Annotated in this window: 19 protein-coding genes and 3 pseudogenes; 11 read left to right on the top strand and 11 right to left on the bottom strand. The window is 47.0% G+C overall.

What is annotated here, in order from left to right:
- Window positions 1-38: 38 nt before the first annotated feature.
- Window positions 39-3,062 carry an excinuclease ABC subunit UvrA gene (gene uvrA, locus N4J56_RS30020; protein WP_317109898.1) on the top strand — a complete coding sequence of 1,008 codons (3,024 nt, stop codon included), beginning with the start codon at window positions 39-41 and terminating at the stop codon, window positions 3,060-3,062.
- A 123-nt stretch (window positions 3,063-3,185) separates the two neighbouring features.
- Here uvrA and N4J56_RS30015 read toward each other — a convergent pair.
- Window positions 3,186-3,323, bottom strand: a pseudogene (locus N4J56_RS30015) (IS5/IS1182 family transposase); the annotation flags it as partial.
- A gap of 68 nt (window positions 3,324-3,391) precedes the next feature.
- On the opposite strand from N4J56_RS30015, the gene N4J56_RS30010 reads away from it, so the two are divergent.
- On the top strand, window positions 3,392-3,616 hold the full coding sequence (locus tag N4J56_RS30010) for a hypothetical protein (RefSeq protein ID WP_317108425.1): 225 nt from the start codon (window positions 3,392-3,394) through the stop codon (window positions 3,614-3,616).
- A gap of 20 nt (window positions 3,617-3,636) precedes the next feature.
- Here N4J56_RS30010 and N4J56_RS30005 read toward each other — a convergent pair whose 3' ends face one another.
- Window positions 3,637-4,335 (bottom strand): transposase, encoded by a 699-nt coding sequence (locus tag N4J56_RS30005; RefSeq protein WP_317109897.1) that lies wholly within the window; start codon window positions 4,333-4,335, stop codon window positions 3,637-3,639.
- 83 nt (window positions 4,336-4,418) lie between these two features.
- Between N4J56_RS30005 and N4J56_RS30000 the strand changes: the two genes are divergently transcribed.
- Window positions 4,419-5,771: an ISKra4 family transposase gene (locus tag N4J56_RS30000; RefSeq protein WP_317109896.1), complete on the top strand. Its 1,353-nt coding sequence runs from the start codon at window positions 4,419-4,421 to the stop codon at window positions 5,769-5,771.
- Between the two features lie 195 nt (window positions 5,772-5,966).
- Here the strand turns inward: N4J56_RS30000 and N4J56_RS41380 are convergent.
- Window positions 5,967-6,664, bottom strand: a pseudogene (locus tag N4J56_RS41380) (IS5 family transposase); the annotation flags it as partial.
- Between the two features lie 178 nt (window positions 6,665-6,842).
- Here N4J56_RS41380 and gloB point away from each other — a divergent pair.
- Window positions 6,843-7,616: a hydroxyacylglutathione hydrolase gene (gene gloB, locus N4J56_RS29985; RefSeq protein ID WP_317109891.1), complete on the top strand. Its 774-nt coding sequence runs from the start codon at window positions 6,843-6,845 to the stop codon at window positions 7,614-7,616.
- A 17-nt stretch (window positions 7,617-7,633) separates the two neighbouring features.
- Here gloB and N4J56_RS29980 read toward each other — a convergent pair whose 3' ends face one another.
- Together N4J56_RS29980 and N4J56_RS29975 are read right to left on the bottom strand one after the other, a co-directional pair.
- On the bottom strand, window positions 7,634-8,326 hold the full coding sequence (locus tag N4J56_RS29980) for a glycoside hydrolase family protein (protein WP_317109890.1): 693 nt from the start codon (window positions 8,324-8,326) through the stop codon (window positions 7,634-7,636).
- Complete coding sequence (locus N4J56_RS29975; RefSeq protein WP_317109889.1) at window positions 8,326-8,988, bottom strand: NAD(P)H-binding protein; 663 nt, start codon at window positions 8,986-8,988, stop codon at window positions 8,326-8,328. Before N4J56_RS29975 ends, N4J56_RS29980 begins: the two co-directional genes overlap by 1 nt.
- A gap of 184 nt (window positions 8,989-9,172) precedes the next feature.
- On the opposite strand from N4J56_RS29975, the gene N4J56_RS29970 reads away from it, so the two are divergent.
- A complete protein-coding gene (locus N4J56_RS29970; RefSeq protein WP_317109888.1) occupies window positions 9,173-9,838 on the top strand; it encodes a DUF1997 domain-containing protein in 666 nt (221 codons plus the stop codon).
- 36 nt (window positions 9,839-9,874) lie between these two features.
- Here N4J56_RS29970 and N4J56_RS29965 read toward each other — a convergent pair whose 3' ends face one another.
- Window positions 9,875-10,345 carry a DUF4079 domain-containing protein gene (locus N4J56_RS29965; protein WP_317109886.1) on the bottom strand — a complete coding sequence of 157 codons (471 nt, stop codon included), beginning with the start codon at window positions 10,343-10,345 and terminating at the stop codon, window positions 9,875-9,877.
- A gap of 210 nt (window positions 10,346-10,555) precedes the next feature.
- Here N4J56_RS29965 and N4J56_RS29960 point away from each other — a divergent pair, with 210 nt between their 5' ends.
- Entirely contained in the window at window positions 10,556-12,037 is a 1,482-nt protein-coding gene (locus tag N4J56_RS29960) for an ankyrin repeat domain-containing protein (protein ID WP_317109884.1), read from the top strand.
- Window positions 12,038-12,188: 151 nt separating this feature from the next.
- Here the strand turns inward: N4J56_RS29960 and N4J56_RS29955 are convergent, their stop codons facing one another.
- The gene (locus N4J56_RS29955) at window positions 12,189-12,572 is read right to left on the bottom strand and encodes a pentapeptide repeat-containing protein (RefSeq protein ID WP_317109883.1); all 384 of its coding nucleotides are present in this window, start codon (window positions 12,570-12,572) and stop codon (window positions 12,189-12,191) included.
- Window positions 12,573-12,804: 232 nt separating this feature from the next.
- On the opposite strand from N4J56_RS29955, the pseudogene N4J56_RS29950 reads away from it, so the two are divergent.
- Both N4J56_RS29950 and N4J56_RS29945 read left to right on the top strand, forming a co-directional pair.
- Window positions 12,805-13,161 (top strand): annotated as a pseudogene (locus N4J56_RS29950) (VOC family protein); the annotation flags it as partial.
- Between the two features lie 118 nt (window positions 13,162-13,279).
- On the top strand, window positions 13,280-14,578 hold the full coding sequence (locus N4J56_RS29945; RefSeq protein WP_317109881.1) for a recombinase family protein: 1,299 nt from the start codon (window positions 13,280-13,282) through the stop codon (window positions 14,576-14,578).
- 20 nt (window positions 14,579-14,598) lie between these two features.
- Here the strand turns inward: N4J56_RS29945 and N4J56_RS29940 are convergent, their stop codons facing one another.
- Window positions 14,599-15,207, bottom strand: a complete 609-nt coding sequence (locus N4J56_RS29940; protein ID WP_317109879.1) for a hypothetical protein — start codon at window positions 15,205-15,207, stop codon at window positions 14,599-14,601.
- A 465-nt stretch (window positions 15,208-15,672) separates the two neighbouring features.
- Between N4J56_RS29940 and N4J56_RS29935 the strand changes: the two genes are divergently transcribed.
- Entirely contained in the window at window positions 15,673-16,089 is a 417-nt protein-coding gene (locus N4J56_RS29935) for a DUF1499 domain-containing protein (RefSeq protein WP_317109877.1), read from the top strand.
- A gap of 254 nt (window positions 16,090-16,343) precedes the next feature.
- Here the strand turns inward: N4J56_RS29935 and N4J56_RS29930 are convergent, their stop codons facing one another.
- The 3 genes from N4J56_RS29930 to psaA all read right to left on the bottom strand — a co-directional run bounded on the left by N4J56_RS29930 (window position 16,344) and on the right by psaA (window position 21,609).
- Window positions 16,344-16,736, bottom strand: a complete 393-nt coding sequence (locus N4J56_RS29930; RefSeq protein WP_317109876.1) for a hypothetical protein — start codon at window positions 16,734-16,736, stop codon at window positions 16,344-16,346.
- Window positions 16,737-17,072: 336 nt separating this feature from the next.
- Entirely contained in the window at window positions 17,073-19,286 is a 2,214-nt protein-coding gene (gene psaB, locus N4J56_RS29925; protein WP_317109875.1) for a photosystem I core protein PsaB, read from the bottom strand.
- Between the two features lie 64 nt (window positions 19,287-19,350).
- Window positions 19,351-21,609: a photosystem I core protein PsaA gene (gene psaA, locus N4J56_RS29920; protein WP_317109874.1), complete on the bottom strand. Its 2,259-nt coding sequence runs from the start codon at window positions 21,607-21,609 to the stop codon at window positions 19,351-19,353.
- Between the two features lie 384 nt (window positions 21,610-21,993).
- Here psaA and N4J56_RS29915 point away from each other — a divergent pair, with 384 nt between their 5' ends.
- Window positions 21,994-22,200: a hypothetical protein gene (locus N4J56_RS29915; RefSeq protein ID WP_317109873.1), complete on the top strand. Its 207-nt coding sequence runs from the start codon at window positions 21,994-21,996 to the stop codon at window positions 22,198-22,200.
- Entirely contained in the window at window positions 22,146-24,053 is a 1,908-nt protein-coding gene (locus tag N4J56_RS29910; RefSeq protein ID WP_410500385.1) for a hypothetical protein, read from the top strand. Before N4J56_RS29915 ends, N4J56_RS29910 begins: the two co-directional genes overlap by 55 nt.
- The last annotated feature ends 3 nt before the right edge of the window (window positions 24,054-24,056 follow it).

The following is a 24,056-nucleotide window of genomic DNA, read 5'->3' as shown; positions in this document are numbered from 1 at the left end:
TCGTTAAAATCGTCAACGGACTCTTTCGCCTTGCCCTCATGAATTACCGTCCCGATGCAAAGATTGAAGTCACTGAATCTGCAAACGGGCATCATGCAGATACTTCCAACCCAAATAGCCAAAATACCATCCGCATTCGCGGCGCGAGACAGCATAATCTCAAAAATATTAGCTTAGAACTACCCCGCGATCGCCTGATCGTGTTTACGGGGGTTTCCGGTTCCGGTAAGTCTTCCCTCGCCTTCGATACTATCTTTGCTGAAGGACAGCGGCGCTACGTAGAGTCTCTCAGTGCCTATGCAAGACAATTTTTAGGGCAAGTTGATAAGCCAGATGTGGAAGCAATTGAAGGCTTGAGTCCGGCAATTTCCATCGATCAAAAATCGACTTCCCACAACCCCCGTTCTACGGTGGGGACGGTAACGGAAATTTACGACTATTTACGCTTATTATACGGACGAGCGGGTAAACCGCATTGCCCGATCTGCGATCGCTCGATTGCGCCTCAAACAATCGATGAAATGTGCGATCGCATCATGGAATTACCCGATAGAACTAAATTTCAAATTTTAGCACCCGTCGTGCGGGGTAAAAAAGGGACGCACAAAAAGTTACTCTCAAGTCTAGCTTCGGAAGGATTCGTCCGCGTCCGCATTAATGGCGAAGTGCGGGAACTCAGCGATTCGATTGAATTGGATAAAAATCAAGCGCACAATATTGAAGTCGTGATCGATCGCTTGATTAAAAAGCCAGGGATGGAAGAGAGGTTGACTGACTCCCTCACCACCTGTCTGCGGCGTTCGGAAGGGATTGCTGTTATCGATTTATTGGACGTGGAAGAGGGGCGAGGAGCGAGAAGCGAGGAGCGAGGGGGTAATATATTAATTCATCCCACTTTACAGGCAAAAGTGGCAGAAGGGGCGAGTGCCTATCAAGTCGAAGAGAAGGATAGGGGAAGGGAAAAAGAATTATTATTTTCCGAAAACTTCGCCTGTCCCGAACACGGCGGGGTAATGGAAGAGTTATCGCCGCGTCTATTTTCTTTCAACTCTCCCTATGGGGCTTGTCCTCACTGTCACGGCTTGGGGAGTATGCAAACTTTCTCACCTGAATTAGTCGTACCCGATCCGAGTCAATCGGTCTATGCTGCGATCGCCCCTTGGTCGGAAAAGGATAACTCCTACTACCTTTCTTTACTCTACAGCTTAGGAAAAGCTTTTGGATTTGAAATTCAAACCCGCTGGAATCAGCTAACTTCAGAACAGCAGCAAACAATTTTATACGGTAGCGACCAACCCGTTTGGATTGAAGAACGTAAAGATTATCGGCGTTACGCTGGGGTTATTCCCATCCTCCAGCGCCAGTTTGATGAAGCGAGTTCTGAATTAATCAAACAAAAGTTAGAACAGTATGTCGTGCAACAGCCTTGTCCTGTATGTCATGGCAAGCGGTTGAAACCGGAAGCCTTAGCCGTGCGTCTGGGACAATATCACATCCTCGATCTTACCAGCGTCTCCATTCGAGAATGCCATCAGAGAATTGGTAGTATTACACTGAGCGATCGCCAAATGCAAATTGCCGATTTGGTGTTGCGCGAAATCAAAGCCAGATTGCAATTTCTCCTCGATGTCGGTTTAGATTACCTCACCTTAGACCGTCCCGCCATGACGCTTTCAGGGGGAGAAGCCCAACGCATCCGCCTCGCTACTCAAATCGGTTCCGGTTTGACAGGAGTACTCTACGTTCTTGACGAACCCAGCATCGGCTTACACCAACGGGATAACGGGCGCTTGCTGCAAACTTTAACCAGACTGCGAGACTTGGGCAATACATTAATTGTCGTCGAACATGACGAAGAAACCATCCGCGCCGCCGATCATTTAGTAGATATTGGTGTAGGGGCGGGAGTCCACGGGGGAAATATTGTCGCCCAAGGGAATTTACCAGCTTTACTCGCTGCACCGGAATCTTTAACTGGGGCATATTTATCGGGAAGGCGAGTGATTCAAACTCCCGCCCAACGCCGGGAGGGTAATGGACGAGAGTTAGTTATTAAAAATGCCTACCGCAACAACCTGAAAAATATCGACGTAGAAATCCCTTTAGGGAAACTCGTTTCGATTACGGGAGTATCCGGTTCGGGAAAATCTACCTTAATTAACGAGTTACTCTACCCCGCTTTACAACATCACCTGACGCGCAAAGTTCCCTTCCCCAAAGACTTAGAGGAAATGAAGGGCTTAAATGCAGTTGATAAAGCGATCGTGATCGATCAATCTCCCATCGGACGCACTCCTCGTTCTAACCCAGCTACATACACGGGTGTTTTCGATGCGATTCGAGAAGTATTTTCCCAAACTATTGAAGCAAAAGCTAGGGGTTATAAACCAGGGCAATTCTCTTTTAACGTCAAAGGGGGGCGCTGCGAGGCTTGTGGCGGACAAGGCGTAAACGTGATTGAAATGAATTTTTTACCCGACGTTTACGTGCAATGCGAAATTTGCAAAGGGGCGCGATATAACCGCGAAACTCTCCAAGTCAAGTATAAAGATAAATCGATCGCCGATGTTTTAAACATGACTGTAGAAGAGGGCGTAGATTTCTTTCAAAATATTCCTAAAGCATTTAATAAACTGCAAACTTTACTTGATGTTGGTTTGGGATATATGCACCTGGGGCAACCTGCAACTACATTATCGGGGGGAGAGGCACAGCGGGTTAAGCTTGCTTCAGAATTATCGCGTCGCGCCACTGGAAAAACTCTGTATTTAATTGACGAACCAACGACAGGTTTATCATTTTACGACGTGCATAAATTACTCGATGTTCTGCAAAGATTGGTAGACAAAGGTAATTCTATTATTGTCATCGAACATAACTTAGATGTAATTCGTTGTAGCGATTGGGTGATAGATTTGGGACCAGAAGGAGGAGATAAGGGAGGAGAAATTATTGCTGTTGGAACGCCGGAACTAATAGCAAAAAATCCTCGTTCTTACACAGGACAATATTTAAAGCAGGTGTTGCAACAATATCCGGCTGTTAAGGAAGTCAAAAGTTAAAAGTCAAAATTCAAAGGGAGCAGGGAGCAGGGAGTAGGGAGTAGGGAACCTCGGACGTGAAAGCGCACGAATTGAAAGCGCAGACTCCCAACTGTCTCTTAGAGCTGATTCGTAAAGTAAATATTAAGCAGCTAATCGCCTAACCATGAGACGAAGCAAAGAACCATAAATCATGGCTTCACTCACCGCTGAATACACCTCATCATCTTTACTCAACCGTCGAAATCGATTCAGCCAGCCAAAAGTTCGCTCGATTACCCAAGCGCAATACCGACATAAACCATAAACAAAATTCTTCAGCTATCGTCAGTATAGAAGGGTTATTAGGGTTGGTAGCGTTAGTCGCACGATACCAAGTAACCGCAGATTTAGGTACTCAGGAAGGTGCGGTATGCCAAAGCGAGAAGTCCCCCCCGTCTAGTCCGCCAACAGTAGCTCACTTGTGGCTACAGTTACCAGTTGCAAATCGCCAACGCCTGCTCTGGCTGCTGACTCAACTGCTAGTTGGTCAAATGAAACTGACCGAGGAGGAGAGCCATGAGCTACAGGACTAATATTGGGACTTTAAAACTTTCTAAGCCCAAATATAGCCGAACTTAGCTCTGTGAGAGGCAAATACATCAACATGCTCATTAAGCCAGCGGACCAAACGAAACTCGACTGCGGTGCGGAATGCCTCCAATGCTTCGGCAAAGGTTTGTAAGGGTTTGGTTGCCCAACGTCTGCGGAATCCGCCGGTCAACTGATGCCAAAGGATGAAGGTGTAAGCGATGAACACTAAAACCCAATGACGCTTCATACTCAGAGCATCCCGAACTTGATACTCACTCAAACCCAACCAGCCCTTGGCTTCTCGATAGAAGACCTCCACCCAGTTGCGAGCAGAATATGTTTGAGCTACCCAAGCCGCACTGACTTGGTTGTCAGAGGCATTGGTGAGAAAGTAATCCACCTCCGTCGCTTGCTCGAAACTAGAGGCATTGAGTTGAATCGCCAGCCAGCGAGTGCCTTCGAGCTTCGGAACGTGAACTGGTAACAGCGCCACCCAAACTGTCCGGGGCTGCTCCAGATTGAGTTGCACAGGTGTGAACTGCTCCACTGCCAAGGTTTGAGCAATAGCTTCTAATCCCTGCTTACGAGCAGACTCATCACCTGATGTTTGAGCAGTAACTTGGCGGTTTTTGGCGATTGCTGCCACGTAAGTTAGGTTTCTCGACTCCAACTGCTTGAGAAAAGGCGTGTTATTACCGTAGCCTGCATCAATTACAGTCACACCCGGAAGCGTAAATATTTATTGTGAAATTTGGGTTTTCATAGTATCTTATTCTCACAGGATACAAGTGGGAAGTTTTGGTAATGGATTACGAATTCCGGGTGGTTGTCGAAAAAGTTGCTGTCTCCAACCAAAAAGTTATCAAGCGAGACACCATCAAAATCTACGACATTAAAAAGCCGAAATCAATCCTAGACTTAGGCCTGCGACATCAAGAGCAGATTTCTCTGCTGACTAAAGTGCAAAACGCGTTCTTAGCTGAGCAATCTCCCTTAATCGATTCAGGATTCGATGCCTGCCCCCAGTGTGGAGCAAAACTCTCCAAAAACGGATTTATGTCGTCCAACTTTCATGCTGTTTTCAGCGACCACAAGTTGCGCATTCAAAAGCATTGCTGCAAAAACTCCAATTGTAATTGGCAGAGTACACCGACCACGAGCACGGTGTTTGGCAGCGATACCCATCCTGAGTTAGTGAAATTGCAATGTGAGCAAGGGGCATTGCATAGTTACCGCCAGGCAGAGGACAACCTCGGGAAACTCAACTATCAACGTCGCAGTGTCAATAACCACGTCCAGATTCAACACATCTCCAACTCTGTGGGAGAGCGGCTATCTCATAAGAATCAGAAACCTCCGACAAGAGAGGAGATTTCTGTCCCTGCTGAGAAGTTGATTGTGCAAGTTGATGGTGGTCATATTCCTACCAAAGACAAAGGCAAACGGAGCTTTGAAGCTCTGTCTGCTGTCATCTATCGACCGAGCAGTCTGGAGTATGTCGATCAACACCATCAGCAAATTACTGATAAAAGTTGTGTGGTTTCTGCCCTTGATGACGACCTGAAAACCATCAAGACGTACCTGTACCATGCAGCACTGAAACAGGGGCTAAGTCAGCAAACGCGTGTGACTGCAATAGCCGATGGTGCGCATAACTGCTGGTCTGTCATTTCTGTCCTAGAACCTGATTGCCAAACCATAGAACCGATTTTGGACTGGTTTCACATTGCCAAAAAATTCCAAAATCTCAAAAATGCTTTAGGTGAAGCCTGCAGCGAATCCATTGAAAATGCGAAGTGGACTCTCTGGCATGGAGAAGCAGAAGAGACTCTGCGAAAAATCGCCTTAATCCGCGACCACATCACTGATGAAAACAAACGGTCTAAGCTTCAGGGATTGCATGATTATCTGGAAAACAATTTGGATTATCTGGTAAATTATGACCAGCGGCAGAAAGCCAATCTAGTATTCACCAGTCAAGTGGCAGAATCCCATATCGATTCCATCATCAATGCCAGACACAAGCGGAAACAGAAAATGCAATGGACTCGAGAAGGAGCACACAATGTTTTGCAAATTCGAGCCAGCATGGTGAGTCAAGAGTGGTCAGAAAAATGGCTAGAGTTTGTGTTGCCCCAGAAGGAAAAAGCAGCTTAACAATCACCTCTTTTCATATTAAATATTTACGCTTCCTGCGGCAACAGTGGTTAGACAAAGAGTTGCTTCAACCACATTAGGCAGCTATACCGTATAGGATCAAATCAGGAGGAGAAATTATGCCCTACAAAAATCGGCAATCTGCGCTGCCCAATCAGCATTCATCTGTTGAAGTTTATGAGGGCATTGTAGCTGGGTCATCTCCACAATCCATCGCTTGGGCAACTGCGAGAACGGTATTGGAGGTTCGTTCAATCACTTCCAGCCGCACCTGTTCACCACAGACCTGTTGAACAGCATTGGCAAAGTTCTTGCCAGAATATCCAGAGTCAACCCAGATGACTTCTAATTGTGACAGTTTTTCCTTTGCTTCATCCAGTACCACCACTGCCCCTAATCGTTCTGAAGCATTAGCTTCGGTAACGAAAACCCCAAGTAATCATCCAAGAGAATCTACGACAATATGGCGTTTACGTCCTTTAACCTTCTTGCCACCATCGAAACCGTAGACCTCCCCTTTTTTTCCGTGGTCTTAACTGCTACTCGAATCAGCGATCGCCACAGTAGACTGTCGATCTCGACCTAAATCTTGTCGCAGTTGATGACGCACAGAGTCGTGAAGAAGCTGCCAAATGCCTTTGCGCTGCCATTTCTGAAAGTAGCCATACACTGTTGTGTATGGTGGGAGGTCATGCGGCAGCATTTCCCACTGACACCCTGTACGTTGCACGTAGAAGATAGCATTGAGAATTTCTCGGAAATCTACTTCTTGTGGATGCCCAAATTCCTTGGGCGTAGGTAGAAGAGGTTGGAGAATTAACCATTCAGCATCGCTTAAATCACGCTCGGTAAGGTTTACGGTGCGGATTCTCAATTGCTGGTAGACGGCTCATCGACAACAATATAACTACACTCGATTCAGCCTATAACTTTAACAAAGCCAGATTCAGTTCTCTTTAGATTTTCTTTACGAATCTGCTCTAAGCCCTGTTGCCAAACGCCATTCTTTACTGATAACCGATAACTGATTTCTCGCTACATTAGAAATGGCACTGTATAGAGTCAGGTGAAATGCAGGTTCTTCGTCTTAACGCACTCTCTGATAACTACATTTTTTTACTTTACGAACCACAGCAAAATATTGCGGCTGTCATCGATCCCGCTGAAGCCGAACCAGTTTTAAGACAACTGCAACAACTAGGCGCGGAATTAGTAGCGATTTTCAATACCCACCACCACCACGATCATGTGGGTGGAAATCAAAAGCTGATGCAAAAATTTCCGCAACTCACAGTTTACGGTGGCATTGAAGATAAAGGCAGAATACCAGGGCAGAAAGTGTTTTTACAAGAAGGCGATCGCGTTTCTTTTGGGAATCGCACTGGCGAAGTTTTCTTCGTCCCCGGACACACCCGCGCCCATATCGCTTACTATTTTCCTCCTACAAACGCCAACGAACCTGGAGAATTATTCTGTGGTGACACCTTATTTGCTGGAGGCTGCGGGCGATTGTTTGAAGGTACGCCGACCCAAATGGTAGACTCTTTGAGCAAATTACGCAATTTACCCGATAATACCAGGGTTTGGTGCGCTCACGAATATACGTTGAAAAATCTGCAATTTGCCTTAACTGTAGATGGAAATAATGCAGAACTGCGATCGCGATTCGCTCAAGTTAAATCCGCCCGCGATCGCGCTCAAGCAACTGTGCCATCATTACTGGGAATAGAAAAGCAAACTAACCCATTTTTACGCTGGCAGCAACCAGAACTACAAGCAGCTACTAAAAGTCAAGATCCCGTGCAAACATTTGCCCGTCTGCGAGGGATGAAAGATCGGTTTTAACAGTTATCAGTTATCAGTTATCCCCGCTCTTGTAATTCCTGTTGCAAGACTTTTTGGTAGATTCGTGGTAAAGAACTGGTCATCGCGTTATCTTCAATTCCGTAACCGAGACTCGTCCAAGTACCGGAAAGCAGCCTTAACACTCGGTCTAGCTTGCCTTGACGCAGTAATTTAGCAATATCCGTTCCCCACTCTTGCGAGTCGTTGAGCCAAGCGTAAACCACCTTATCCTGATATCTTGCCTCAAAACTATAAGACTTCCACAAGAGAAAGCCAGAAGGCTGAGGGTGGTATCGAGGCGCAAGAGCGTACCAAGTTGTATTTATCATTTGATAGCGCCCCGCTGCGGTAGAACAATTTCCTTTGTTAGGACCGCTAACAATTGTGATACAGCGTTCTGGATGACTGCTCAAGTCGTTAACGCGCTGACCGCCATAGATTAGAGAATAGGGTCGAGAACCATTTGCCTCGCCAGCGGAGATCGTTCTCATCAAAGCCCGAATGTAAGGATCTCCCCCCTGCATCACCAGTGGCGGAAAATTACTATCAAACGTGGGATCGGCAGGCGATTTCTCTTGAGGTAAATGCCGCAGGAAGGATAGCAAGACAAATGCAGCAATACCAGCGGCAACTAAGCGCCTTCTACCGAACCTTTTAGCACCCCGTGGCGATCTTCCCTGCTCCCTGCTCCCTACTCCCTGCTCCCTCATTAGGCAACACCAGCAAACAGATCGGCAAAATTTTTCTCTGGGGCTTCTGGTTTGGCGATCGCCTCGACAATTTTGTTCCGTGCTGCTGGTTGAAATAAAGCTTCCACACAGACTTCGGCTACTTTGGTACGTGGAATGCTACCGCTTAAAGACAGCGTGTCGGGGGAATATAACACGATCTTATCTGCGTTATCTTCATTCTTTAACCCCCCAGGACGGACGATTGTATAAGTCAAACCACTTTTTTGAATGTACTCTTCCGCTTGCTTCTTCCAAACCAAAATTAACCAAAACAAGTTGAGTGGATGGAAGAATTGCGACGCACCAACCGAAGACACCAAAACAAAATGCTCGATGCCTTTGGCTTTAGAGACATCGACTAGATTTTTCGTGCCTTCGTAGTCTACTTTATAAGGTGCTGTGGGGTCGAAGCCAGGTTTTGCTCCTGTCGCACACAAAACGACCGTACTATCTGCGATCGCAGTTTCTAAGGTACTTGGCTGTAGCACGTCACCCTGCACCAATTCGGCAGTATTAGGTAGAATTGCTCTAGCCGACTCCAAGTTTCGCACCAGCGCCCGCACGGGAATATTTCGTGCCACGAGTTGCTGGACGATCCTGCGACCTGTCTCACCTGTTGCGCCTGCTACAAATGCTTTCATAGTGATTATGTTAAATAAACGACAGTTATTTGTCCTGCTATCTCTAAATTTTAAATTTGATAAACATTTGATGAACTCTGCCAGATTGACGTTTTGTTTTAGTAAAGATCGAGTTGGGAACAGCAACCTCTAACTTATCGTGGGCATCCTGAATATAGAGACCAGATTAGACACAAGGGCTTTTATGCTGTCAAGCAATCGCGAATACCAATACATGGAGGCTTCAAAAACGGTTTGGGATGCAGCAGCCGTGCCAGAGGTAGAAATACCAGCCGAGAAACTAACTCGCTTTCACGGTCAGTTTACCGACTGTATGGAAATGTATGCTGACGTACATACTGTTGCCGAATATCTCAATGCTCACCAAGGTTGGTTTTGCCGCTGCGCTCAACCGATGACAGTAGAGCCGCTTGGAGCTAACGGTTATGCCTTGACAGTCGGTCACTTTGGTGCTTTCAATTACGAAGTAGAACCTAAAGTCGGTTTGGAACTTCTACCTCCAGAGTCAGGCGCTTATCGAATTAGAACGATCGCCATCCCAAATTACGTTGCTCCAGGTTACGACGTAGACTTCAAAGCAGTGATGAATTTAGTGGAAACTGCTAGCGCTGACAGTAATTACAAAGGTATCGTTACTGGAGTCGAGTGGGAACTCGATCTATCGGTTGATTTGCATTTTCCCAAGTTCATCCAACGCTTGCCCCAATCTGTCATTCAAGCTACAGGCGATCGCCTCTTGAATCAAATCGTGCGTCAAGTCTCCCGCCGTCTAACTCACAAAGTACAGGAAGATTTTCACACATCCTTCAATTTAACTTTTCCCAAAAAATCGAAGCGCCGTCGTAGCTAATGTTAGAGCGCGATCGCGCTCTAACACCAAATTCGATTACTGTTTAGTAATAATCCTCTGGACAATTTGTACTCCACTTACAGCTTGCCAACTAAATAGAGCTAAAATCGTGGCATTTAGGACAATATGGGTGTATCTCGCCCAATCTTGTCCTTTTTGCATCAAAGGAGACAAGCTAGCAGAGATAGCGATCATTCCTGTCATACCTAGTCCCGCTAAAAGGTGGGGTCCAACAAATAGCTTGCCGTTATTAATGTAAGTCACAGCCATCGCACCAATCGCACCCAGCACCATCAGCGCCAGAATCAGCGAGCCAACTTGGTAGTGTTTGACGTTATATCTACCTTTGAGCAGCTCTTTCTTTTTCTCGCCTTCAGCAGTTCTTGCCCGTCGCCACTGGATACCCAAATAGAGCGCATAAATTGACACTCCTAGTAATATCCACATCAATACTGGATGGAAAAAATTGAGCCAAAACTTGACTTCTGGGGAGAGTAGAGTATCCATCGTGCGTTCACCTGGCTTTAAGAATCTTTATAAAAATTATAATAGGGAGCAGGAAGTAGGGAGTAGGGGAAAGAGAGCTGAGGGAGTGAAGAGAGAGTCGCGGAGCAATTACAAGTCACAAGTCACAAGTCACAATTCAACCCCACACCCCACACTTCTCACACCACTCAATAGTCTTTTGCCTGACCGATCGCGCTCTATGAGATGATTATGAGCATGGATAGTCGTGGTGTCTCCTTAATTCGAGCGGTCAAAAGTGGCGACGTTGGGCAGGTAACAGCGCTACTCGATCGCGGTGCTGACCCTAACGAGTGCGATCGCGAGGGTACGACAGCCTTGATGTTTGCCGCTCAACTTGGGTATAGGGAAATCGTTCGCGTGTTGCTCGATCGCAATGCCAATCCTAATATCCACCGGCAACTTTTTGGCATTACGGCTTTGATGTTAGCAGCTGCGTCCCACCGTCTCGACGCGATCGAACTCCTGATGGCGAGGGGAGCAGATGTTAATGCTGGTAATGACGACAACAGCACAGCCTTGATGGTAGCAGCTGCCAAAGGAGATCTCGAAGTCGTACAACTCTTGCTACAAGCGGGTGCGGAAGTCAATGCCAGAGATAAAGATGAGGATACAGCACTGCTCCTAGCTATCCAGCACGGACACGATCGCGTCGTCCAAGCTTTACTCGTTGCAGGGGCAGATCCAAACCAAACCACAGCAGGCGAAACAGCTTTAACTCTGGCAGCAGCAACAGCTAATACTCAGATAGTCAAAGTTTTGCTAGCACACGGCGCAGCAGTTAATGGCAAAAATTGGGAAGGTAGAACGGCACTCATGCAAGCTGCTCAAAAAGGTGATGTTGCCGTAACTCAATTGTTACTAGCTAAAGGTGCTGAGCTGAATTCAAAAGATGATGCTGGCGAAACAGCTCTCACATTGGCAGTAGACGGAGGAAACCTAGAGATTGTCAAAGCCTTGTTGGAAGCCGGTGCTGACGTGAAGGCAAGGACGGAAGATGGTAGTACGGTAGTCGCGATCGCGGCGGCTAGCGGACAGAGAGCGATCGCCTCTGCTTTGCTTCTATACGGTGCTGACATTAATGCTAAGGACAAAGATGGAGAGACCCCCTTACATTTGGCTACCGTTGAAGGCTACGCTGATGTAGTAGAGACACTACTCGAATGCGGTGCTGATGTTAATGTCAAAAATCAGCTTGGCGATACTCCGCTACTGGTAGCAGCTTTGCAAGGACACAGCCAAATTGCCGAAGCATTGCTGCGACGGGGTGCAGACCCCAATGTCAGAAATTTAGACGAAACTCCCCTCAACCTTGCCGCTAGCCTCGGTCGCACTGAGACAGTCAAAGTATTGTTGAACTATGGTGCAGACCCAAATATCCAAACAGCAGACTGCAAAACCCCTCTGATGCAAGCAGCAGACCGCAACCAGATCGGTGTGATGCAACAGCTATTAAAAAAAGGCGCAGATGTGAATCGCCAAGATGCAGCCGGAGCCACAGCCCTAATGTGGGCAGCCCATCGAGGTTACAGCGAAGCCGTAGAATTATTATTAAATGCAGGGGCAAATGTCAATTTAAAAAATCGAGGCGGACATACAGCACTGACGATCGCCGAGTTTAACGGTTATAAAAATGTGGTGCGATCGCTCCAAGCTGCCGAGAGTAAGTCGTAAGTCAAAAGTCAAAAATTGTCGGGGCGGGTTCACCAGAAATACTGGTCAGAGTCAAAGACTATTGGTAAACCCGCCCGTACAGAAATCAGCAGTCGTAAGTCAAAAGTCAAAAGTCAGAAGTTATAACAGATTGCTGCTCCCTGCTCCCTGCTCACTGTTTCGCTCCGGCTAAATATGCTCCCCAAAGACTAGCACCGTCCATATTGGCATCGGTTAAGTTGGCTTGGGTAAGATTTGCCATTTTCAATTCTGCTCCACTCAGGTTAGCACCTTTGAGATTCGCTCCAGATAAATTAGCGCCATTCAATTTAGCACCGCTTAAGTCAGCATGAGTGAGATTTGCCATACTCAAAGAGGCTTCTTGCAGGTTTGTGGCGCTTAAATTCGCTCCATTCAGATCGGCTTCGCTCAAAGATGCTTCTTTCAAGTTAGCGCCACTCAAATTTACGCCACTTAGAGCAGCGCTGATGAAACTGATACCTTTGAAATCTCTCTCTCCAGCTTGATAGCGCTCGATTAGTTCTGAAACGTTCATCTTCACCATCGATTCTCACAGTAGGATTGGTAGTAAGCATCAAGCTTGTGCAAATAGAATTCGCAGACACGTACTAGGTTCGCCTGCACGGACTCTATAGCTCGCAAAGGCAGGCTTTGCCTGTGTAGTCGTGATTTACAGTCGCAAGAGTGCTTACTCGTATAAGTTTTGCAAATATAAAAAGCGAGAAAAGTAAGATTAGATACTGATGTTGGGGAAGGTGGAGCAATCTATGCAAATCGAGCAATGTCTTCATACCGCTATACTAGTCTCCAATTTAGAGCAAGCCGATCGCTTCTATGGGGAAATTTTGGGATTAGCCAAAGTCGAGCGATCGCTCAAATTTTCTGGTACTTGGTATCAAGTCGGCACGTATCAAATTCACCTCATTGTTGCACCCAGCGTACCTTTTACAACTCAAAACCCCGAAAAATTAGGTCGCAATCCTCATATTGCTTTTGCTGTATCCGATCTAGATGCTGCTAAGCAAAGACTTTTGACTCATAACTGTCCCATACAAATGAGTGCTTCTGGTCGTGCTGCTCTTTTTACTCAAGATCCCGACGGTAATATCATCGAACTGAGTCAGTTAACAGTTATTAGGGAGCAGGGAGCAGGGAGTAGGGAGCAGGGGGAAGAGAGCAGAGGAAGCAGAGGAGATTAAACAATTTCCGACTTACGATTTCCGACTTACGACTTACGACTTAATGACAACCTTTGCTTACTGCTACAGCGATCCTCTCCTCGATCCGACACCCGATCTCGGTCGATGGCAGGGTATGGATCGAGTTTATCAAGACTTAGGGCAGCGATCGCAGTTGCAGCAGTTGTTGAGTGACTGTCAGACAGCACCACCAAACTGTTTGTATCTTCGTCGCTTGGACGATCTAGGCGATACTATGGCAGAAATTGGCGATCGCTTGGTTCAATTACAGGCTTTGGGTGTAAAGGTAGCGATCGGTGAATCGTCTTTAGCTACCGATAGGGGGAGTGAATTAACGCTACAGACAGATTTAATTCAACTTCTACACACCATAGGACAACAGCAGCACAGCCGTCGCCTGCGTCAGGGACACGCTCGCAATCGTCTCAATGGCTTGCCTCCTCCTGGTAAAGCTCCCTATGGTTATCGGCGCGGTAAAGAAAAATACGCGATCAACCGCACTACTGCCCCAGTTGTGAAAGATTTTTTTGAAAATTTTCTCTTGTTTGGTTCTTTGCGCGGAGCAGTACGGCATTTAGCACAAAAATATGGCAAAAAGATTTCCGTGACTACCGGACGACGTTGGCTGACGAATCCTGTTTATCGAGGCGATACGGCTTATCAAAACGGTGAGACGATCGCCAATACCCACATACCAATGATTTCTCGGGAAGAGGCGGCTCAGATCGATCGCCTGTTGCGGCGTAACCGCCAGCTCCCGCCGAGAACTGCTAGCGCTCCTCGTTCCCTCGTTGGATTAGCGATTTGTAGCGAGTGCCAAGCGCCAATGACGGTTGTGAGCGTTACTGCTCGTCGTCAAAAGCGAGAATATCTCTACTTACGCGCCTTGCAATGTCCTCAACGCCCTAAGTGTGGTGCTATTGCCTACGAACAGGTATTAGAACAAACAATCGCTGCCATTTGTCGGGATTTACCTGATGCTGTGGCTCAAATGAATTTTCCTCAATTGGATGCAGCCAAGCAGTCTTTACTCAGCGAGATCGCCAATCGTGAAGAGATCCTAGCTCAACTCTCTCAGCTTACTAGTACGGGTGTTTTGGATAAAGAGACTGCTAGTTTACGCGCCTACAAACTGCGCGGGGAAATTTCCCAGTTACAAGCTAAATTTGCGACTTTACCACCAGTCAATTTACGTTCCGTAGCTCAAGCTGTATCCATTCCCCAGTTTTGGCGCGATTTATCTGAATCGGAGCGTCGCTTCTACTTTCGCGAATTCATCGACCAAATTCAGATTCTGCGGCAAGATACGACTTGGCAGGTGCGCTTAGTTTTTGTTTTTTAATATTAAGCTTCACTTCAATATTAGGTTTCGCTTCTCAGGCGCATTGCTAGTTCTGCAAATAAAGCCGATAATGTAATTCGATTAGCTTTGTCGCTCCGAATTTCCTGAGTTTCTCGCTCGACTGTTGCTAAAATTTCCGCATATTTCTTTCCTATATCCTCGTTCATATTTTTGGATTGGTCTAAAATCTGCTGGCGTAAATCTCGGGCAATTTTATTTGTTTGCTCGTCCAAATCAAAAAGCTTTTTCTCTAGATTTACAACTTGGTTTTTATGTTCTTGAGTCAGTTCTTTTAAAGTTTCATCTCTACTAACTTGCTGTTTTTTAACGACTTCTGTGAGAGATTCAATTTCTTGTCTGATGTAGGCTTCCAATCCATCCATGCGCTTTCTTGTATCTTCCCGCAGTTCTGTAAACTCTTTCAGCAATCGTTCTTCAATCCGGTTAAATCTTTTATTATTTTCTCGAACTTGCGTCCCGAAGAGAATCTCTCGAATTTTATCTAAACTTCCACTGCTCAAGTTTTCTACCTGAGCATATTGAGAACCATTTGCTACATTTGAAATCGGCTCGTTTTTTGAAGATTCTCCATCTATATATTTGATATCGTCCTCTGTCGATGCACTCATTATTGACTCCTTATCTTTTTTTGAAAATGATTGATTTACATTTTCATTCTTGCCAGAGCGGTTGCGATCGCAATCCGAACTTGACTCAACTTTTCTAGTTTAGACGAGATCGTCTCTAAAATTTTTTCCTGAACCTTTTATGCTTGCGTGCTAGTGTATATACTTTAATTTACTAAAATTAATCGTAGCGCGAGTGCTTGAGATTAATTAAAGTTTTTGAAAAATTTAAACTTCGTTTTACAACAAAATCTTGAAAGACCAAGAAAATATTAAAATATTTTTACACCGATCGTCTTTGTCACAAAGAACTGTAACAAGGTAGATCTTACTGAGTTTCATCGTTTCCAGTTTTGAGCAGTGTAACAACGTAACTATCGTGAGAAAATGTTAATTGCCCGCGATCGCGACTAACATGAGCAATACAATATTAAAATTCATAGTATAGATGTCTCGCCGATAAAGAGCGTGGGTATATTTACAGGAAATAGACCAAATAACTTGGGCGTGCGCGATGGTAAGCTAGCCCCATGTCCGAATACGCCTAATTGCGTCTCTAGTCAAAGTGCAGATGCCAGCCATAAAGTGGAGCCGCTAAACTATACATCTGCTCCCGAGGTGGCGTTGACCCAACTCAAACAAATTATCTCAAGTTTACCGAAAACAAATATTGTGACAGAAACTGACAGCTATATCTATGCTGAATTCACGAGTGCGATAATGGGTTTTGTCGATGATGTCGAGTTTTATTTAGATCGCGACGCACAAGTCTTCCACGTCCGTTCGGCTTCTCGATTGGGTAAATCCGATCTGGGCGTAAATCGCAAAAGAATAGAGACAATTCGAGCGCAGTTTCAAGAACTACAAGCACCAAATTCCGCTTAGTACAAGAAGAAAAGAAATAAAACTGATAACTGGTCACTGGTCACTGACAAAAAAATACCCTCCTACTGTGGCTTGAGGAGGGTTTGAATCTTTGCATGAGGAAGCAGACTGTTTTGTCTACTGAAAGATAGAATAGAAGGCTAATGTGACATAAATGTGACACAAATTTTAATTCGATCGCCGTCTCTTTCAATTGCAATCCGATTGTAGGGGCGTACAGGCGTGCGTCCTTACGAATTTATATATCTCACATATTAATCTACGAAGTCTGGGGGCATCTCAGGTTGTGCCTTGTCATTTGAAGAAATTGGACGCTGACCATCCACATTCAACGTCCTGTCAACTTTAAAATCATTCGCAGCAATCGGGCGTTGACCGTCGATATTTACCGTTTCTTTAATATCTAGATCGCTGGGATCTACTGGACGGCTACCGTCTACATTCAATGTCTCTTGAGATTGTAAATGACTAGCAGCGATCGGACGCTGACCATCTACATCCAGGGTATCGCGCACTTCATTTTTATCAGCAGCAATAGGACGTTGACCGTCAATATTTACCGTCTCTTTGACTTTAATTTCACTCGGATCGACTGGACGATTACCATCTACATTAATCGATTTTTGGGTTTGCTTCTTGCGACTCATGTTTTTCTCCTATATCGATCCCTATGGGTACAAATCGTTAACTGGTGGCGGATTTGTTGAGATCTTGCTATAAAAATAAGTATTTTTGGTGAACCCGCCCTTACAGACCTAAAACTTTTGCGCTCTTCTTCGCGCCTTTGCGTCTAACACTCCTTCGTCGCTTCGCTTCGCTGATGCGCGACACAAAATCTTTTCCTAACTTCTTCAACCACGATCCAAAATTTACCTTTTAACCACATCAAAAACATCTACTAAAAGTCCAATCATCAAAAATTAAAAATCCCCCACCCGTAGGTGAGGGATTTTCTCATTTAACTACACAACTAGGTAGAAGCGTTAACCAAACTTACCAGCCGTGGAGGCAATGAGGAACGCAGCATACGTGAGGATGTATCCAGCAGCGAAGTGACCTAAGCCGACAATCCGAGCTTGAACGATGGATAGAGCAACGGGCTTGTCTTTCCAGCGAATCAAGTTCGCTAGAGGAGTCCGCTCGTGCGCCCAGACCAAAGTTTCGATCAATTCTTGCCAGTAACCGCGCCAAGAGATCAGGAACATGAAACCAGTTGCCCATACTAAGTGTCCCAATAGGAACATCCAAGCCCAGACAGACAAGTTATTCATGCCATATGGGTTGTAGCCGTTGATTAGCTGAGCTGAATACAGCCACAGGTAATCGCGCAGCCAGCCCATCAAGTATGTCGAAGACTCGTTGAACTGAGCTACGTTGCCTTGCCAAATACCTAAGTGCTTCCAGTGCCAGTAGAACGTGACCCAACCAGCAGTGTTTAGTACCCAGAAAGCAGCCAGGTAGAAGGAGTCCCAAGCGGAGATGTCGCAAGTACCACCACGACCAGGACCGTCGCAAGGGAAGGCATAACCGAAGTCTTTTTTATCGGGCATCAGCTTGGAACCACGGGCATCCAACGCGCCTTTAACGAGTACCAACACGGTTGTGTGGATCGCCAAGGCAAAAGCGTGGTGTACCAAGAAGTCGCCAGGACCGATGGTCAAGAATAGAGAGTTCGTGCCGTTATTGATTGCATCCAACCAGTTAGGCAGCCATGCAGCGCCAGCGGTGGAAGCAACGCTATCGGGATTCGATAGCAGGGTATCGAAGCCGTACAGTACTTTACCGTGAGCGCCCTGAATGAACTGTGCGAAGACTGGTTCGATCAGGATTTGCTTTTCAGGAGTACCGAAGGCTACTACAACGTCGTTGTGGACGTATAGACCCAAGGTGTGGAAGCCCAAGAAGAGAGACACCCAAGACAAGTGGGAGATAATCGCTTCTTTGTGCTTCAAGACGCGATCGAGAACGTTGCCTTTGTTTTGCTCTGGGTCGTAGTCGCGTACCCAGAAGATTGCAGCGTGGGCAAACGCACCCAACATCAAAGCACAAGCAATGTATTGGTGATGGGTATACAGCGCTGCTTGTGTCGTGAAGTCCTGCCCCATGAATGCATAGGGAGGCATCGCGTACATGTGCTGCGCGACCAAGGATGTGATCGTTCCCAGTGCAGCCAATGCCAGAGACAATTGGAAGTGCAGGGAGTTGTTGATCGTGTCGTACAAGCCTTGGTGAGGCAGGTTGAACTGACCTTCAGTGTTAGCGCCAAAGAATTTCTTGGCGTTGAGCATTTCTTTGATGCTGTGACCGATACCGAAGTTGGTACGGTACATGTGTCCGGCGACGATGAATAATACGGCGATCGCCAGGTGGTGGTGTGCCATGTCCGTCAGCCACAAGGACTGGGTTTGGGGATGGAAACCACCTAAGAAAGTTAGAATTGCGGTTCCTGCGCCTTGACTCGTACCAAATACGTGATTGGCAGTGTCGGGGTTAGCAGCATACGCGCCCCAGTTACCAGAGAAGAAGGGTTGTAGCCCATCTGGATGAGGTGGGGTGGTGAGGAAGTTACTCCAACCAACGTGCTGTCCGCGAGATTCGGGGATCGCAACGTGAACTAGGTGTCCAGTCCAAGCTAAGGAGCTAACGCCAAACAAACCAGCTAAGTGGTGGTTGAGGCGTGGCTCGGCGCTCTTAAACCAGGAAAGACTGGGGCGGAACTTGGGTTGCAGGTGCAGCCAGCCAGCGAACAGGAAGAGAGACGCTAGTAGCAGCAGAAAAACGGAACCCATGTAGAGGTCGTTATTTGTCCGCATCCCAATGGTGTACCACCAGTGGTAAACACCAGAGTAAGCAATGTTAACGGGATAGCTTGCACCACCTTGGGTAAAAGCATCGACTGCGGCTTTGCCGAATTGTGGGTCCCAAATCGCATGAGCGATCGGACGGACGTGTAGTGGGTCTTTAATCCACTGCTCGAAGTTGCCTTGCCAAGCGACGTGGAACAGCAGGCTAGATGCCCACAGGAAGATGATTGCCAAGTGACCGAAGTGAGTGGCGAAGAGTTTCTGATATAGATTCTCTTCGGTCATCCCGTCGTGGCTTTCAAAGTCGTGAGCGGTTGCGATGCCGTACCAAATCCGACGTGTCGTCGGGTCCTGGGCTAGGTCTTGGCTAAATTTAGGGAATTTTGTTGCCATAGGTTACGTGAATCCTCTGACCTATTGCCATCAGCAATTCTTATGAATTGCTGATGACTGAATGCTAACCTACTGAAAGTATTCGTGCCTCGAAGAACGCCCAGATCGTGACGATCGCGCCTAAGAGGTAGTGGGCTACTCCCACAGCTCGACCTTGAATGATGCTCAAAGCGCGAGGCTGTACGGTGGGAGCAACTTTTAACTTGTTGTGCGCCCAAACGATCGATTCGATCAGTTCTTGCCAGTAGCCGCGACCGCTGAACAAGAACATTAAGCTAAATGCCCAGACAAAGTGAGCGCCTAAGAACAGCAGCCCGTAAGCGGACAGTGCCGAACCGTAGGACTGAATCACCTGAGCGGCTTGCGCCCACTGGAAGTCACGCAGCCAACCGTTGATCGTAGTGGCGCTGAGGGCAAAGTTGCCTGCCGTAATGTGATTGATCGTGCCGTCTGGGTCTACCGTGCCCCACACATCCGATTGCATCTTCCAGCTGAAGTGGTAGACGGCGATCGAAATCGTGTTGAACATCCAGAACAAACCTAAGAATACGTGGTCCCAACCAGAAACTTGGCAAGTACCACCGCGTCCTGGACCGTCGCAAGGGAAGCGGAAGCCCAAGTTAGCCTTGTCTGGGATCAAGCGAGAGTTACGGGCAAACAAGAAGCCCTTAAGCAGGATTAGTACAGTAACGTGGATTTGGAAAGCGTGGATGTGGTGGATCATGAAATCCGCCGTACCCAACGCGATCGGCATCATGGCAACTTTTCCACCTACAGCCAGCACGCCGCCACCGAAAGCATAGCTAACGGGTTCGAGGGCGTTAGGAGCGGTAGAACCAGGAGCCAATGTGTGTAGGTTTTGCACCCACTGCGCGAATACGGGCTGAAGTTGAATCGCCGTATCCGAGAACATATCCTGGGGACGACCGAGCGCTTGCATCGTGTCGTTATGGATGTACAAGCCGAAGCTATGGAAGCCCAAGAACATGCACACCCAGTTGAGGTGAGAAATGATAGCGTCGCGGTGACGAAGTACCCGATCCAGAACGTTGTTCATGTTCGTGGCTGGATCGTAATCTCGCACCATGAAGATGGTGGCGTGAGCCGCACCACCGACGATACAGAAAGCGCCAATCCACATGTGGTGAGTGAAAATGGACAGCTGAGTTGCGTAGTCGGTTGCCAAGTACGGATACGGAGGCATCGCGTACATGTGATGCGCCACGATAATCGTCAGCGAACCCAGCATTGCTAAGTTGGTTCCCAACTGAGCGTGCCAGGAAGTGGTCATGTTTTCAAACAGACCTCTATGACCGTCTCCGGTGAAGGGTCCTTTGTGATTTTCCAGAATTTCCTTCAAGCTGTGACCGATGCCCCAGTTCGTCCGGTACATGTGTCCGGCAATGATGAACAATACGGCGATCGCCAGGTGGTGGTGCGCTTGATCTGTCAACCACAGTCCGCCAGTAACGGGGTTAAGTCCGCCCTTGAAGGTGAGGAAGTCAGCATATGCGCCCCAGTTCAACGTCCAGAAGGGCGTTAAGCCTTGAGCAAAACTGGGATACAACTCAGTCATCAAATTGGAGTTGAGGATAAATTCTTGCGGTAAAGGAATATCCTTTGGCGCTACCCCAGCATCCAATAGCTTGTTAATTGGCAAAGATACGTGGATCTGGTGTCCTGCCCATGCCAAGCTACCTAGACCTAACAATCCTGCTAGGTGGTGGTTCAGCATTGACTCGACATTTTGGAACCATTCCAACTTAGGAGCGCGTTTGTGGTAGTGGAACCAACCAGCAAACAGCATCAGCGCCGCCATGACTAAACCGCCAATGGCAGTGCAATAGAGTTGGAACGTGTTCGTGATGCCAGCACCACGCCAAATTTGGAAAAATCCAGATGTAATCTGAATGCCGTGGAAGCCACCACCGACATCAGCATTTAAAATGTCTTGACCAACAACAGACCAGACGACCTGAGCGCTAGGCTTCACGCCCAGCGGATCGGCTAGCCAAGCTTCATAGTTTGAAAAACGAGCGCCATGAAAATACATCCCGCTCAACCAGATGAAGATCACCGCTAAGTGACCGAAGTGAGCGGCGAAGATTTTACGGGAAATATCTTCTAGGTCGCTGGTATGCGTATCGAAATCGTGTGCGAGGGCGTGCAGGTTCCAAATCCAGGTTGTGGTTTTGGGACCTCTAGACAAGGTGCGATCGAAGTGTCCAGGTTTTGACCACAACTCAAATGAAGTTGGAACCGGATCGTTATCGACGACAACTCTTGCTTTCTTTTCCTCTCGCTCCGGAGGACTGATCGTCATTTAGACTCTCCTCTCTTGACAAGGAAACAGGAGTGGTTTAATTCACAAATCGGTTTTCTTTGAGTAAGTCAACCATTTGTCTGTTCTATGACATCCATCAGGTAGACCAGAATACCGAATCGCGAAACTGCTTTCTGATGAATTATAAAATCTTGGTTGTCTTCATCTTAGGCGTTTGTTAACAATATTTCAAAATTGCTCAACATTAAGCAGGTTCAGGTCTCCAAGTTTCCATGACTGTGAAAAAAGTCAAGGGGTTATTTATATAATTTACAAAGCTAAATAATTTGCAACACTTATGAAGAAATGAGTCAGAAGTCAGGGAACAGGCGACGAGAGTTACCTCTTGAGGATGAAGTTTTTTATTAAATTGACTTGTATCTCATGGGTGAGTTACATGTAACGCTTGATACTCAGAACGCGAAAGCTGAGCTGTCATCTGGCACAATCTGTAAATCATTTCAGGCGATTTACCTGCAACCCTTAAAATTTAGATTGAGGGCGATCGCAAATTTCGAGTATGAGGAGCATTTGGGGTGGTGGCAATCGCAAAACTACGAAAAATGGCTAAGGCTGCGATCGCAGTTCTAGTCGCAGCATGTTTGAGCTTAGGTTTGGTAAGTTGTGGCAGTTCGGATACTTTACGCGCCGCTACTCCCCCGAACTCCCGCAGTACCGTCCAACTTGCAGGTAACATTACCGAAGTCGCCCCACCGGAAGCTATTTTGCAACTGCGTCAAGCCTTGGAAGTTCGCCAGCCGCAAGTCAAAATCTTGTCTCCCCAGCCCGACGAGGTGTTGCAAGACGACACGGTATCAGCCCGCTTTCAAGTCCAAGACTTACCCATTTTTCAAAACTCAGATTTAGGTTTAGGTCCCCATCTCCACGTTATTCTCGATAACCAGCCCTACGAAGCCGTCTACGACGTGCAAAAGCCTTTTGTCCTATCTAACCTATCCCCAGGTACTCACACCCTGCGCGTCTTCGCTTCCCGCCCTTGGCACGAAAGTTTTAAGAACGAGGGTGCATACGCTCAAACTACATTTCACGTTTTTACCAAAACCGACGACAACAACCCCAACTCTAGCCAGCCATTATTAACCTACAGTCGTCCTAAAGGTAGCTACGGGGCAGAACCAATCCTACTCGACTTTTACCTTACCAACGCCCCTCTACACCTCGCTGCCCAAGCCGATCCTCAAGACGAAGTTCCCGACTGGCGTATCCGTTGTACGATTAACGGCAAGAGTTTTATCATCGATCGCTGGGAACCGATTTACCTCAAAGGCTTTAACAAGGGCAAGAACTGGGTACAACTCGAATTTCTCGACGAACAAGGCAACCCAGTCAAAAATGTTTTCAATAACACCGTCCGCGTCATTTCCTACGATCCGAATAGTCAAGATACTCTCTCAAAACTGGTAAGGGGTGAACTATCCGCCACCGCCGCCCGTGGTATTGTCGATCCTGACTATAAGGGGGAAGTAGAAGCAGCGCCTGCACCCGTACCACCAGCGATAGAAGAGACTACTCCACCGCAACCAGAAGAAGAGATACCAACCGAAACGAAAGAAAAGCCTGCCGAAACAGAAATTGAAACCCCAGAAATTGAAACTAAAGAACCAACCCCAACACCTCCAGCCAAGGGAGAAGCACCAAAAGGATTTTTCAATCGCTTCCGTCGTCCTCCTGCTGCTACACCATCTCCGACGCTACCGGAAGTCAAAGAATCTCCTGCACCGGAGCTAACTCCACCTGCTGTAGAACCACAGCCAGAAATTTCGCCGGAAGTGGAACCTGCTGTAGAACCAGAAGAGAAACCCGAAGCAGCACCAAAAAAACTAGAGGAAGAACAACCGAAAGGATTTTTCAATCGCTTCCGCCGTTCGCCAGTTGTTGCACCATCGCCAACGCCAGAAGTAGAAGTACCTGCACCAGAATTAACTACTCCTGAAGCAACGGAACCATTACCAGAAATTGCCCCAGAAGTACCAGCAGTAGAAATTACGCCACCAGTCGCACCGACTCCAGCGACTCCCGACTCCCCAAGTTTTGGTGGCTATTTTAATCGTTTTCGTCGTTCACCAACTGCTACACCATCACCCACTTTGCCTGAAGTGGAAGAATCACCCGCATCCGAGTTAAATACTCCTGAAGAGGAAACGACTACTCAAGAAATTGCCCCAGAGTTAACAACACCAGTAGAACCGACTTTACCAGTTACGCCAGAAACACCAAAAACTCAAAATCCAATTGGTCAAAAATTTGGTGGTTATTTCAATCGTTTCCGTCGTCCTCAAGTCACGCCATCTCCTAGCGTGTCACCCACACTACCAGAAATTACAGAACCGAGCGAACAGCCAATTCCCGAATCAGAAAATTCAGGAGATGCGGAGTTAGTACCACCTGTAGGTGTACCTGAAAATATGGGCGATCGCAATTAAAAG

Origin of the sequence: Chroococcidiopsis sp. SAG 2025, assembly GCF_032860985.1 — a bacterium.
Lineage (GTDB): Bacteria > Cyanobacteriota > Cyanobacteriia > Cyanobacteriales > Chroococcidiopsidaceae > Chroococcidiopsis.
This window is presented reverse-complemented; position numbering and strand designations above follow the sequence as displayed.